Here is a 13,143-nt window from a genome sequence, read left to right as displayed (position 1 = left end):
GCAAGAATTCTTTTTGATGAGTAAAAAATTGCAAAATTTTTCTTATTTTGAGAATGTAAAAAATTCAATAATAAAAATTTGCTGATTGTAATAGACTTGGTTGAATATTCTTTTTATTTTAAATTTATTAGTTAAATGTATATTTTATTTTGTTTAGGAATGATTGTTTTTGATATAAAACGCTAAAAAATAGTTTGACAGCAAGTTTTTTATTCGTAATATGAAAAGCGTTTTACACAGAAGGATTTTTATTTATGTCTCGTATTGTTTCTTTATCTCTCAACCTGCTGCTCTCACACTTTGTGTGCGGATAAGTTGTGGATGAAAAACAGTCAGATGTAAATACCCAATTTTAAACCCGCACTTTATAAGTTGCGGGTTTTTTGTCTAAAAAATACAGGAAAATGCACCGCACTTTTGGAGTGATTTCAGAAGGACTTTTAGTAAGGACATTGTTATGACAGATCGCGTTATTATTTTTGATACCACCTTGCGTGATGGGGAACAGGCATTAAAAGCAAGTTTGACGGTAAAAGAGAAATTACAGATTGCTTTAGCACTTGAACGTTTAGGCGTGGATGTAATGGAAGTGGGGTTCCCTGTTTCTTCTCAAGGAGATTTTGAGTCTGTTCAAACCATTGCGCGTCATATCAAAAACTCTCGTGTTGCCGCATTATCTCGAGCTGTAGATAAAGACATTGATGCCGCATACGAGGCATTGAAAGTCGCTGAGGCATTCCGTATTCATACTTTTATTGCAAGTTCTGCATTGCATGTTGAAGCGAAATTAAAACGTTCTTTTGATGAAGTGGTAGGAATGGCTGTTGCAGCAGTGAAACGTGCACGTAATTATACGGATGATGTTGAGTTCTCTTGCGAAGATGCCGGCCGTACAGGTATTGATAATATCTGTCGCATTGTTGAAGCCGCAATTAATGCGGGTGCGACCACCGTAAACATTCCAGATACCGTCGGTTTCTGCTTACCAAACGAATACGGCAATATAATTGCTCAAGTACGCAACCGCGTGCCAAATATCGACAAAGCTGTGATTTCTGTGCACTGCCACAATGACTTAGGTATGGCAACAGCCAACTCCTTAACTGCAGTACAAAATGGTGCTCGCCAAATTGAATGTACTATCAACGGTATCGGCGAGCGCGCAGGCAATACCGCCTTGGAAGAAGTTGTGATGGCAATGAAAGTTCGCCAAGAATTTATGGGCGTAGATACTCGTATCAATACTCAAGAAATTCACCGTGTTAGTCAAATGGTTAGCCAGCTTTGCAATATGCCGATTCAACCTAATAAAGCCATCGTAGGTTCAAATGCTTTTGCGCACTCTTCTGGTATCCACCAAGATGGTATGTTGAAAAACAAAAATACCTACGAAATCATGTCACCGGAAACCATCGGTTTGAAAAAAGAAAAATTGAATTTAACCGCTCGTTCCGGCCGTGCAGCAGTGAAGGGCCACATGACCGACATGGGCTACACCGAGCAAGATTACGATTTGGATAAATTGTACGATGCCTTCTTGAAATTAGCGGACAAAAAAGGCCAAGTGTTCGATTACGACTTGGAAGCCTTGGCGTTTATTGATATGCAGCAAGGGGATGAAGATCGTTTGGTATTAGATAAACTTTCTGCTCATTCAACGAAAGAATATCCAGCAACAGCCTTTGTTCAATTGAAGTTGGATGGCGAAAAATTAAGTACGTCTTCAATTGGCGGCAATGGTCCAGTGGATGCGGTTTATAACGCCATCTTAAATTTAACTGGCTTAGAAATCAAAATGTCTCACTATAACTTAACCGCTAAAGGCGAGGGGGCTGAAGCATTAGGGCAAGTGGATATTGTCGTTGAACACGAAGGGCGTAAATTCCATGGTGTTGGTTTAGCGACAGACATTGTTGAATCTTCTGCTCTTGCTTTAGTCCACGCGATCAATGCGATTTATCGTGCGCATAAAGTCGCCGATATTAAAAGTCATAAACATCATTAACCCAATTCCCCTCTTTATAAAAGAGGGGAGAAAATGTGAAAAAAATTAACCGCACTTTAGTGTGAAAAAAACAGGAAAAACAATATGCAATCATACAACGTAGCAGTATTAGCGGGCGATGGCATTGGCCCAGAAGTCATGGCGGAAGCCATTAAAGTATTAAATAAAGTCCAAGACAAATTTGGTTTCAAACTTAACTTTAAGGAGTTTTTTGTTGGGGGAGCGGCCATTGATCATTGTGGTTGCCCATTACCAACAGAAACTTTAAAAGGCTGTGATGAAGCGGATGCGATTTTGTTTGGTTCTGTGGGGGGACCAAAATGGACAAATTTACCACCGGATCAACAACCAGAACGCGGTGCATTATTGCCATTACGTAAACATTTCAAATTATTCTGCAATCTTCGTCCTGCAACCCTTTATAAAGGCTTGGAAAAGTTCTGCCCATTACGTGCAGATATTGCAGCGAAAGGGTTTGATATGGTAGTTGTTCGTGAATTAACGGGTGGGATTTATTTCGGTCAGCCTAAAGGCCGTGAAGATGAAGGTGCACAAACCAAAGCATTCGATACTGAAGTTTATTATAAATATGAAATCGAACGCATTGCACGTGCGGCTTTTGATGCAGCAATGAAACGTCGTAAACATGTGACTTCTGTGGATAAAGCCAACGTATTACAAGCATCAATCTTATGGCGTGAAACCGTGACAGAAGTGGCGAAAGATTACCCTGAAGTCACCTTAGATCACATTTATATCGACAATGCGACCATGCAGCTAATTAAAGCGCCTGAATCTTTCGATGTACTCCTCTGTTCTAACATTTTCGGTGATATTATTTCTGATGAAGCCGCGATGATCACAGGTTCTATGGGGATGTTGCCATCTGCTAGCTTAAATGAAGAAGGTTTCGGCTTATATGAGCCAGCTGGCGGTTCAGCACCTGATATTGCAGGCAAAGGCATTGCTAACCCAATCGCACAAATTCTTTCTGCTGCAATGATGTTACGTTACAGTTTCAACTTAAATGAAGCAGCGGATGCCATTGAAAATGCGGTACAGCAAGTCTTAGCAAATGGTCACCGTACGGGTGATTTAGCCGATGATTCTGCGCCTGTTTTAACTGCGGAAATGGGCACATTGATTGCTGACGCAATCTAATAAAAAACAATGAAAGTGCGGTTCAAAAATACTTCGGATTTTAACCGCACTTACCCTAACAAAAGCCTCTAACGAATTGAGAAATATTATGGCAAAAACTCTTTACGAAAAATTATTCGACGCCCACGTGGTGTACGAAGCCGAAGGCGAAACGCCGATTTTGTATATTAACCGTCATTTAATCCATGAAGTGACCAGTCCACAAGCCTTTGATGGACTACGTGTTGCAGGCCGTCAAGTGCGTCAAGTGAGCAAAACTTTCGGTACAATGGATCACAGCATTTCTACTCAAGTACGTGATGTGAATAAACTTGAAGGTCAGGCGAAAATTCAAGTATTAGAACTTGATAAAAACACTAAGGCGACGGGTATCAAATTATTTGATATGACAACGAAAGAGCAGGGAATCGTACATGTGATGGGTCCTGAGCAAGGCTTAACTTTGCCAGGTATGACAATTGTCTGTGGTGACTCCCACACAGCAACCCACGGAGCCTTCGGTGCTTTAGCATTTGGTATTGGTACTTCTGAAGTGGAACACGTATTAGCCACGCAAACCTTAAAACAAGCTCGTGCAAAAAGTATGAAAATTGAAGTACGTGGTAAAGTAGCGCCAGGAATTACGGCAAAAGATATTATTCTTGCCATCATAGGTAAAACTACTATGGCGGGCGGTACAGGCCATGTAGTGGAATTCTGCGGTGAGGCTATTCGCAACCTTTCCATGGAGGGGCGTATGACGGTTTGTAATATGGCGATTGAAATGGGCGCGAAAGCCGGCTTAATCGCACCAGATGAAACCACTTTCGAATACTTAAAAGGCCGTTCACATGCACCGAAAGGTAAAGATTGGGATGATGCAGTTGCTTATTGGAAAAACTTAAAATCCGATGATGATGCGAAATTTGACACGGTCATCACATTAGAAGCAAAAGATATTGCACCACAGGTAACTTGGGGAACAAACCCAGGCCAAGTAATCGGTATCGATCAGCCAGTGCCAAACCCAGCAGAGATGGCCGATCCCGTGACCCGTGCTTCAGCAGAAAAAGCATTGAATTATATTGGCTTAGATGCTAACACTGATTTAAAAGATATTCCAGTCGATCAAGTCTTTATCGGTTCTTGTACTAATGCTCGTATCGAAGATTTACGCGCAGCAGCGGCAGTGATGAAAGGTCGCAAAAAAGCCGATAACGTAAAACGTATTTTAGTGGTGCCGGGTTCTGGTTTGGTAAAAGAACAAGCGGAAAAAGAAGGCTTGGATAAAATCTTTATTGAGGCAGGTGCTGAATGGCGTAATCCAGGTTGTTCTATGTGTTTAGGGATGAATGATGACCGTTTAGGTGAATGGGAACGTTGTGCATCTACTTCAAATCGTAACTTTGAAGGTCGTCAAGGTCGCAATGGTCGCACTCACTTAGTGAGCCCAGCCATGGCTGCCGCAGCGGGAATGTTCGGTAAATTCGTTGATATTCGTGACGTAACATTAAACTAAGGAGCAGAAAATGGCAGGATTTAAACAACTTTCAGGCTTAGTAGTGCCATTGGATGTGGCAAACGTGGATACGGATGCGATTATTCCAAAACAATTTTTACAATCCATTACGCGTGTAGGTTTCGGTAAACACTTATTCCATGAATGGCGTTATTTAGATGTTGAAGGCACTAAACCAAATCCAGATTTCGTATTGAATTATCCACAATATCAAGGGGCGACTATTTTATTAGCGCGTAAAAACCTCGGTTGTGGTTCTTCTCGTGAACATGCGCCTTGGGCATTGGCGGACTATGGTTTCAAAGTGATGATCGCACCCAGTTTTGCGGATATTTTCTATAACAACAGCTTAAACAACCATATGTTACCGATTCGTTTAAGCGAAGAAGAAGTGGAAGAAATCTTCCAATGGGTGTGGGAAAATGAAGGCAAACAAATCCATGTGGATTTAGAAGCCATGACTGTAACCGTAGGTGACAAAGTCTATCACTTTGAACTGGATGAATTCCGCCGTCATTGTTTGTTAAACGGCTTGGATAATATCGGTTTAACCCTTCAACATGAAGACAAAATCTCCGAATACGAGAAAAACATCCCTGCGTTCTTGCGCTAAAAAATGATAAAAGTGCGGTGATTTTTCACCGTGCTTTTTGATCTAATCTAACGTTTTAATGATTCCATTATCGACGGAAAACATTTTTCTGTTTTCGACTTGCATCTCTTTTAATTGTTCTTGAGTAATGGCTGTAACAAATACTTGTGAACCGCTTTGTTGTAATCGTTCTGCCAACAGTGCTCGTTTATATTGATCTAATTCCGATGCAAAATCATCGATCAAAAAAATACAATGGCGTTGCTTTTCTTTCATTAAATGCTCGCCTTGAGCCAGTCTCAATGCGCACATTAAAAGTTTAAGCTGTCCACGAGAAAGTACATCTTCCACTGGCAATCCTTGTGCTTTGAAACGAAAATCAGCTTTTTGAGGTCCAGAAAATGTGTAATTTAAGGCACGATCTCGTTCAAAATTTTGCTCAAGAACCTTTGCGTAATCTGTATTTTTTTCCCATCCTTGATGAAAGCTGACATTAATTTCTAATTCAGGGAGGAAAAGTTGGCAAGTTTGCTCGATTTCAGGGCGTAGCGCTTCTGCATATTCAGCACGCCATTGACTCACTTGATGAGCGAGTTTGGCAAGCTCTACATCCCAAACTTTAATAGCGGAGTAGGGCTGATTTTGTGCAAGCGCTGCATTTCTTTGTTTGAGTAATCGATTAAGATTGCTCCAAGCAGCATAAAAACTTGTTTGATGGTGAAAAAGCCCCCAATCTAAAAATGCTCGGCGATAACTTGGTCCACCATTGAGTAAGGTTAGGCCTTCTGGGGTGATTAATTGCATTGGCAAAAGATGAGCAAGATCGGAAATTTTATTGCCATCTTCGCCGTTAATTTTTACTAACGTGTTGCCTTGACGAAGTTTTTGTAAGCCCACTGACCATTGATGTTGGCTTTCTTGAATTTGTCCAAATAAGGTAAAGTGAGATTCGTCGTAAGAAATGATGCGATTTGTTACCGCACTTTTAAATGAGCGTCCGTGACCAAGATAAAAAATTGCTTCTAATAGGCTCGTTTTCCCGCTGCCATTGTTACCGACCAAAAAGTTAAAGCCGGGATCAAAATTAAGATCCACGGCTGTTAAGTTACGAAATTTTTCGACCAGTAAGCGCGAAATCGCCATATTATAAACGCATTGGCATAATTACATATTCGCTACTGCTGTCTTCGCAGTTTTCGATTAAGCAGCTAGAAGAAGCATCAGTTAGGCGCATGCGAACTTGATTGCATTTAAGCGCATTGAGCACATCAAGAATATAGGTGACATTAAAGCCGACCTCTAATTCTTCTCCATTGTAATTGACATCTACGATTTCTTCCGCTTCTTCATGCTCGGTGTTAGAGGCTGTAATTTTTAGTTGGTTTTCGCTTAAATTTAAACGCACGCTACGCACACGCTCATTCGATAAAATTGATGCGCGTACAAAGGCTTGTTTAAGAATTTCCCAGCTGCCTTCGACAATTTTCGTTGCATTACGAGGCAGCACTCGGCGATAGTCAGGGAAACGACCATCAATTAATTTTGATGTAAATACAATGTTTTTGAGATGGATACGTAAATTGTTAGTACCGATTTGTAAACGTGCTGGTTCATCGCTTGTTTCTAATAAACGAACAAGTTCTAATACGCCTTTACGCGGTAAAATCACAGAATGATTTTGTAATTCTTGTTCAAGTGAGATAGTACAGACCGCAAGTCTATGGCCATCTGTCGCCACAGTTCGCAATAAATTGCCTTCTGTTTCAAACTTCATGCCATTTAAGAAATAGCGCGCATCTTGGTTTGCCATGGAAAATTGAGTGGCTTCAATTAAACGGCGCAAGGTATTTTGCGGTAGTTCAAAATCTACTTCAGACTGCCAATCCGTGAGGTTAGGATATTCTTCTGCAGGTTGAGTTGTTAGTGTAAAACGGCTACGCCCAGACTGCACTAATGCACGGTCTTCTTCAAAAGTAACCGTGATTTCTGAATCATCAGATAAAGTGCGGCAAATATCTAAGAATTTTTTTGCTGGAATCGTAAAGGTGCCATTCTCAGAAGACGATGAAATTTGAGTTTGACTCGATAATTCGACTTCCAAATCTGTGCCTGTGATAGTCAATCGATTGTCTTCAATTTGCAACAACACATTGTTTAATACAGGAATGTTTGGACGACTACTCAATACGCCACATACTTGTTGCAACGGTTTTAATAAATTTTCTCTTGAAATACTAAATTGCATTGCGTTCTCCTTTTATGCGGACAAAGTGCGGATTAAATTCGCCCAATCTTCTTGAATGCTATTGTCTTGCTCGCGGAATTTTGGTACTTCGCGGCAAGCGTTTAATACGGTCGTGTGATCACGGTCAAAGGCACGACCGATTTCAGGTAAACTTCGGTTTGTTAATTCTTTTGCTAATGCCATGGCAATTTGGCGTGGACGAGTGACTGAACGCGCACGGCTTTTTGATTTTAAATCTGAAACCTTAATTCGATAATATTCAGCCACCACTTTTTGAATATTTTCAATAGTAACTAGACGTTCTTGCAGAGCCAAAATATCTTTTAAGGTATCACGCACGAAATCAATATCAATGTCGCCGCCTTTGAAGTCTTGCATTGCTTTCACTCGATTTAACGCCCCTTCGAGTTCACGCACGTTGGTACGCAAGCGTTGAGCAATGAAGAAAGCGACTTCTTCTGGCAAGTTCATATTATGTTCTTCCGCCTTTTTCAATAAAATCGCTACACGCGTTTCAAGATCGGGTGGCTCTATGGCTGTTGTTAAGCCCCAGCCAAAACGTGATTTTAAACGTTCTTCAATTTTTTCAATTTCTTTTGGGTAACGATCTGATGTTAAGATAATTTGGCGACCAGTTTCAAATAAGCTATTGAATATATGGAAGAATTCTTCTTGAGTTTTTTCTTTTTCAGCGAAAAATTGAATATCATCCACTAAAAGTGCATCGAGAGAACGATAGAATTTTTTAAACTGATCCATTTTATTATCACGCACTGCTTTTACCATATGTTGCATAAAGTTATTGGCGTGAATATAAAGCACACGCGCATTCGGTTTATTGGCTAAAATGCCGTTCCCAATAGCGTGTAACAAGTGAGTTTTACCTAAGCCTGTACCACCATATAAAAAGAAGGGATTGGCCGAAGGTTCGCCTGGCGCTTGCGCAAGTTTTTGACCGACTGCACGTGCGAGTTGGTTCGATTTACCTTCAACAAAGTTATCAAATAAGTGTTTAGTATTTAGATGAGATTCAAATTTTACTGAAGCACTAGATTCAGTTTGAAAATCTACCGCACTTTCTGTTTTAGGATTGCCACTTGGTGCACTTTCCACTACTTTAGGTGCAGGTTTAACCCCTTCTTTTAAAGAAATGCGAAGTTCAGGATTTTGTGCAAGTGTTTGACAAATTTGCTGGATTTGTGCGAGATAATGAGTTTCTACCCAACCTTTCACAAACATATTAGAAGCATATAAAACAATGTGGTTATCCGCCACCACATCAGCCTGTAAAGGACGAAGCCAAGTGCTAAGATCGCTGGCTGAAACTTGATCTTGAAGTTGTAACAGGCAACTTTGCCAAAGATTTGAGAGATTCACAAAAGGATCCTTGTTGTTTTTGTAATAGAGAAAAGTGCGGTAAAAATTGACGGAGATTTTACAATAAATGCGTGGAAAGATCTTCTAAAAAATCGGCTTGAGATTTATACAAAAATCCGTATAATCCCCCCGATTTTGGAAGTCCGAGAGTTTTTCCCGAAAAATTTCCGTTTCTTATTTGACGAACGCGTATTTTATGATTAAAATTGCGCTCTATTTTTATTAACTCATAATCTGGATTTAGGTAGATTACAATGAAACGTACATTTCAACCTTCTGTATTAAAACGTAGTCGTACTCACGGTTTCCGTGCTCGTATGGCAACTAAAAATGGCCGTCAAGTTTTAGCGCGTCGTCGTGCTAAAGGTCGTAAAAGTTTATCTGCATAATCACCGTTCTTAGTGGTTAAGCTGAACTTTTCAAGGGAGTTACGTTTGTTAACTCCCGTTCAATTCAAAAATGTCTTCGAACAACCGTTCAGAGCTAGCACTCCAGAAATAACCATCCTTGCCAGAAAAAATAATCTTGAGCATCCTCGCTTAGGTTTGACTGTGGCTAAAAAACATTTAAAACGAGCTCATGATCGTAATCGTATTAAACGCTTAGTACGAGAAAGTTTTCGTTTATCGCAACATCGTTTACCAGCATGTGATTTTGTTTTTGTTGCAAAAGGTGGTATAGGTAAGCTTGATAATAGCTCTTTTGTGCAAATCTTAGAAAAATTATGGCAACGACACATTCGTTTGGTGCAAAAATCTTAATTGGATTTATTCGTTTCTATCAAGTTGTTATTAGTCCTCTTATCGGACCGCGTTGTCGGTTTGTGCCCACTTGTTCTTGCTATGGCATTGAAGCGTTAAAAACACATGGATTGTTAAAAGGTAGTTGGCTTACTCTAAAACGTGTATTAAAATGTCACCCCTTGAACACTGGTGGATTCGATCCTGTTCCACCTAAAATCAATAATAACGATGAGAAAAAATAATGGACTCAAGACGTAGCCTATTAGTGTTAGCGCTAATTTTTATTTCTTTCCTTGTTTATCAGCAATGGCAGTTGGATAAAAATCCACAAGTGCCAACTGAGCAAACAACTTCAATGACTGCCAATTCTGATGTTCCGGCAAGTTCTCCTTCTTCTAATTCACAAGTCGTAGCGGATTCTCAAACTCATGGCCGTATTATTACCCTTGAAAACGATGTATTCCGTTTGAAAGTTGATACTTTAGGCGGTGATGTAATTAGTTCTGAATTATTAAAATATGATGCAGAATTGGATTCAAAAACACCGTTTGTGTTATTAAAAGACACCAAAGAACATGTGTATATTGCACAAAGTGGTTTAATTGGTAAAAACGGTATCGATACTCGTTTTGGTCGTGCGCAATATCAAATTGAAGGCGATAATTTTAAATTAGCAGATGGTCAAGAGTCTCTTTCAGTTCCTCTTCTTTTTGAAAAAGATGGTGTGACTTATGAAAAAATCTTCGTATTAAAACGTGGTAGCTATGATTTAGGCGTAGATTACAAGATTAATAACCAAAGTGGTCAAGCTATTGAAGTGGAACCTTATGGTCAATTAAAACATTCTATTGTTGAAAGCTCTGGTAATGTAGCTATGCCAACTTATACTGGTGGCGCATATTCTTCTTCAGAAACTAACTATAAAAAATATAGTTTTGGCGATATGAAGGATAATAATCTTTCTATTGATACTAAAGCTGGTTGGGTTGCAGTATTACAACATTATTTCGTATCGGCCTGGATCCCTAATCAAGATGTAAATAATCAACTTTACACAATTACAGATACTAAAAATAATGTCGCTTCAATCGGTTATCGTGGTCCAGTTTTGACAATTCCTGCTGGTGCTCAAGAGACGATTACAAGTTCATTATGGACTGGTCCTAAACTTCAAAATCAAATGGCTACCGTAGCAAATCATTTAGATTTAACAGTTGATTACGGTTGGGCTTGGTTTATTGCTAAACCGTTATTCTGGTTATTAACCTTTATTCAAGGGATTGTATCTAACTGGGGCTTAGCGATTATCTGTGTAACAATCGTGGTGAAAGCAATTTTGTATCCACTTACGAAAGCACAATATACATCAATGGCTAAAATGCGTATGTTGCAACCTAAAATGCAAGAAATGCGTGAGCGTTTTGGTGATGATCGCCAACGTATGAGCCAAGAAATGATGAAACTTTATAAAGAAGAAAAAGTAAATCCACTTGGTGGTTGTTTGCCAATTCTTCTTCAAATGCCAATCTTCATCGCATTGTATTGGACATTTATGGAAGCAGTTGAATTACGTCATGCTCCGTTCTTTGGTTGGATTCAAGATTTATCAGCACAAGATCCCTATTATATTTTCCCTATTTTAATGGGTATCTCAATGTTCTTGTTGCAAAAAATGTCTCCAACACCAGTAGCGGATCCAATGCAGCAAAAAGTGATGAACTTTATGCCATTAGTATTTATGTTCTTCTTCTTATGGTTCCCTGCTGGTTTAGTGTTGTACTGGTTAGTTTCTAACTTAATTACAATTGCACAACAGCAATTAATTTACCGTGGATTAGAGAAAAAGGGACTGCATTCTCGTAAGAAATAATCTTAAATGAATGGAAAGAAAGGCACCAAAAGTGCCTTTCTTTGTTTTATCGGTCGTGGTAAATATGGCCACAGTTAATGATAGTAATAGCGCTGTTGGTAAACATATGCATTTTCTCAATAGGTTAATATTATGATTAGTCTAGAGTATACTTACTCTACGTGATAATAGGTTTTTTATGAAAGAAACAATCGTTGCTCAAGCTACTGCGCCAGGTCGTGGTGGTATTGGGATTTTAAGAATCTCTGGGCCTTTAGCAACAGAAGTTGCACAAGCAGTGTTGGGAATATGTCCTAAGCCAAGAATGGCTGATTATCTCCCTTTTAAGGATGCTGATGGCTCGGTTTTAGATCAAGGGATTGCCCTTTACTTCAAATCACCAAATTCATTTACTGGTGAGGATGTATTGGAATTGCAAGGTCACGGTGGACAGGTTGTATTAGATTTATTACTCAAACGTATTTTGCAAATTGATGGAATCCGTTTGGCGAGACCAGGTGAGTTTTCTGAACAAGCTTTTTTGAATGATAAATTGGATCTTGCTCAAGCGGAAGCGATTGCGGATTTAATTGATGCAACATCAGAACAGGCAGCACGTTCCGCATTAAAATCTTTGCAAGGTGAATTTTCGAAGAAAGTAAATGAATTAGTTGATTCTGTTATTTACTTACGCACCTATGTAGAAGCAAGCATTGATTTTCCTGATGAAGAAATTGATTTCTTGGCGGATGGAAAAATTGAAGCAAACTTACGCGGTATTATTAATCAGTTGGAAGATGTTCGCTCAGAAGCCAAACAAGGTTCTATTTTACGTGAAGGCATGAAAGTTGTGATTGCTGGTCGTCCAAATGCTGGCAAATCAAGCTTGCTTAATGCGCTTGCTGGTCGCGAAGCAGCTATCGTAACGGATATTGCGGGTACAACGCGTGATGTATTGCGTGAGCATATTCATATTGATGGCATGCCATTGCATATTATTGATACCGCGGGTCTTCGAGATGCAACCGATGAAGTTGAGCGCATTGGCATTTCTCGCGCATGGACGGAGATCGAACAAGCCGATCGTATTATTTTGATGTTAGATAGTAGCGATCCTGAAAGTGCAGATTTAAGCAAAGTGCGGTCAGAATTTTTAGCAAAATTACCCACAACATTGCCTGTCACTATTGTTCGAAACAAAATCGATTTAAATGGCGAACAAGCAAGTGAAAGCGAAGAAGACGGGTATCAAATGATTAGCCTTTCCGCTCAAACGCATGATGGTATACAACTTTTACGTGATCATTTAAAACAAGCAATGGGTTTCCAAACTGGCATGGAAGGGGGCTTTTTAGCTCGTCGTCGTCATTTAGATGCACTTGAGAAAGCCGCAGAGCATTTACAAATCGGTTTGGTTCAACTTACAGAATTTCATGCGGGAGAACTTTTAGCGGAAGAATTACGTTTAGTACAAACTTATTTGAGTGAAATTACAGGAGAATTCACATCAGATGACTTGCTAGGTAATATTTTTAGTTCTTTCTGTATTGGAAAATAGCAAGAGTAAAGCGCGGTCATTTTCTTGGGCAAAAATTTAGATCAAAAGCGGAGATTTTTGCTGGCATAGTGCTGATTGGAATTGGTATTAGCTTGCTTTATGAGCACGGTGTTTT

At 39.6% G+C, this 13,143-nt stretch carries 12 protein-coding genes; 9 read left to right on the top strand and 3 right to left on the bottom strand.

Annotated elements, in window-relative coordinates; all coding sequences use genetic code 11:
* The first annotated feature begins 457 nt into the window (after positions 1-457).
* From leuA to leuD, 4 genes are all read left to right on the top strand, one after another.
* Positions 458-2,005, top strand: coding sequence for a 2-isopropylmalate synthase (leuA, locus tag DV427_RS01020; RefSeq protein ID WP_114891001.1), 1,548 nt, complete (start codon positions 458-460; stop codon positions 2,003-2,005).
* Between the two features lie 84 nt (positions 2,006-2,089).
* Positions 2,090-3,166, top strand: coding sequence for a 3-isopropylmalate dehydrogenase (gene leuB / locus DV427_RS01015; RefSeq protein ID WP_114891000.1), 1,077 nt, complete (start codon positions 2,090-2,092; stop codon positions 3,164-3,166).
* Positions 3,167-3,254: 88 nt separating this feature from the next.
* Positions 3,255-4,664, top strand: a complete 1,410-nt coding sequence (gene leuC / locus DV427_RS01010) for a 3-isopropylmalate dehydratase large subunit (RefSeq protein ID WP_114890999.1) — start codon at positions 3,255-3,257, stop codon at positions 4,662-4,664.
* A 10-nt stretch (positions 4,665-4,674) separates the two neighbouring features.
* Positions 4,675-5,277, top strand: a complete 603-nt coding sequence (gene leuD / locus DV427_RS01005; protein ID WP_114890998.1) for a 3-isopropylmalate dehydratase small subunit — start codon at positions 4,675-4,677, stop codon at positions 5,275-5,277.
* A gap of 42 nt (positions 5,278-5,319) precedes the next feature.
* Here the strand turns inward: leuD and recF are convergent, their stop codons facing one another.
* The 3 genes from recF to dnaA are packed head-to-tail and all read right to left on the bottom strand — an operon-like array spanning position 5,320 to position 8,878.
* Positions 5,320-6,399 (bottom strand): DNA replication/repair protein RecF, encoded by a 1,080-nt coding sequence (recF, locus tag DV427_RS01000; RefSeq protein WP_114890997.1) that lies wholly within the window; start codon positions 6,397-6,399, stop codon positions 5,320-5,322.
* A 1-nt stretch (position 6,400) separates the two neighbouring features.
* A complete protein-coding gene (gene dnaN / locus DV427_RS00995; RefSeq protein WP_114890996.1) occupies positions 6,401-7,501 on the bottom strand; it encodes a DNA polymerase III subunit beta in 1,101 nt (366 codons plus the stop codon).
* 12 nt (positions 7,502-7,513) lie between these two features.
* A complete protein-coding gene (gene dnaA, locus DV427_RS00990; RefSeq protein WP_114890995.1) occupies positions 7,514-8,878 on the bottom strand; it encodes a chromosomal replication initiator protein DnaA in 1,365 nt (454 codons plus the stop codon).
* A gap of 254 nt (positions 8,879-9,132) precedes the next feature.
* Here dnaA and rpmH point away from each other — a divergent pair, with 254 nt between their 5' ends.
* The 5 genes from rpmH (at position 9,133) to mnmE (ending at position 13,028) form a co-directional block, all read left to right on the top strand.
* Entirely contained in the window at positions 9,133-9,267 is a 135-nt protein-coding gene (gene rpmH, locus DV427_RS00985) for a 50S ribosomal protein L34 (protein ID WP_005539760.1), read from the top strand.
* A 12-nt stretch (positions 9,268-9,279) separates the two neighbouring features.
* A complete protein-coding gene (gene rnpA, locus DV427_RS00980) occupies positions 9,280-9,639 on the top strand; it encodes a ribonuclease P protein component (protein ID WP_032803246.1) in 360 nt (119 codons plus the stop codon).
* Positions 9,603-9,863: a membrane protein insertion efficiency factor YidD gene (gene yidD / locus DV427_RS00975; protein ID WP_114890994.1), complete on the top strand. Its 261-nt coding sequence runs from the start codon at positions 9,603-9,605 to the stop codon at positions 9,861-9,863. Before rnpA ends, yidD begins: the two co-directional genes overlap by 37 nt.
* Positions 9,863-11,491: a membrane protein insertase YidC gene (yidC, locus tag DV427_RS00970; RefSeq protein WP_114890993.1), complete on the top strand. Its 1,629-nt coding sequence runs from the start codon at positions 9,863-9,865 to the stop codon at positions 11,489-11,491. Before yidD ends, yidC begins: the two co-directional genes overlap by 1 nt.
* 178 nt (positions 11,492-11,669) lie before the next feature.
* The gene (gene mnmE, locus DV427_RS00965) at positions 11,670-13,028 is read left to right on the top strand and encodes a tRNA uridine-5-carboxymethylaminomethyl(34) synthesis GTPase MnmE (RefSeq protein ID WP_114890992.1); all 1,359 of its coding nucleotides are present in this window, start codon (positions 11,670-11,672) and stop codon (positions 13,026-13,028) included.
* Positions 13,029-13,143: the final 115 nt, after the last annotated feature.

Origin of the sequence: Haemophilus haemolyticus (assembly GCF_003351405.1) — a bacterium.
Lineage (GTDB): Bacteria > Pseudomonadota > Gammaproteobacteria > Enterobacterales > Pasteurellaceae > Haemophilus > Haemophilus haemolyticus_N.
The sequence above is the reverse complement of the archived record's forward strand: the minus strand, read 5'-3'. Positions and strand labels throughout refer to the sequence as shown.

What these genes read in the sequence shown, in the direction of transcription:
- leuA (WP_114891001.1), top strand. Translation starts at nt 458, where the DNA reads ATGACAGATCGCGTTATTATTTTTGATACCACCTTGCGTGATGGGGAA.
- leuB (WP_114891000.1), top strand. Translation starts at nt 2,090, where the DNA reads ATGCAATCATACAACGTAGCAGTATTAGCGGGCGATGGCATTGGCCCA.
- leuC (WP_114890999.1), top strand. Translation starts at nt 3,255, where the DNA reads ATGGCAAAAACTCTTTACGAAAAATTATTCGACGCCCACGTGGTGTAC.
- leuD (WP_114890998.1), top strand. Translation starts at nt 4,675, where the DNA reads ATGGCAGGATTTAAACAACTTTCAGGCTTAGTAGTGCCATTGGATGTG.
- recF (WP_114890997.1), bottom strand. Translation starts at nt 6,399, where the DNA reads ATGGCGATTTCGCGCTTACTGGTCGAAAAATTTCGTAACTTAACAGCC.
- dnaN (WP_114890996.1), bottom strand. Translation starts at nt 7,501, where the DNA reads ATGCAATTTAGTATTTCAAGAGAAAATTTATTAAAACCGTTGCAACAA.
- rpmH (WP_005539760.1), top strand. Translation starts at nt 9,133, where the DNA reads ATGAAACGTACATTTCAACCTTCTGTATTAAAACGTAGTCGTACTCAC.
- yidD (WP_114890994.1), top strand. Translation starts at nt 9,603, where the DNA reads ATGGCAACGACACATTCGTTTGGTGCAAAAATCTTAATTGGATTTATT.
- yidC (WP_114890993.1), top strand. Translation starts at nt 9,863, where the DNA reads ATGGACTCAAGACGTAGCCTATTAGTGTTAGCGCTAATTTTTATTTCT.
- mnmE (WP_114890992.1), top strand. Translation starts at nt 11,670, where the DNA reads ATGAAAGAAACAATCGTTGCTCAAGCTACTGCGCCAGGTCGTGGTGGT.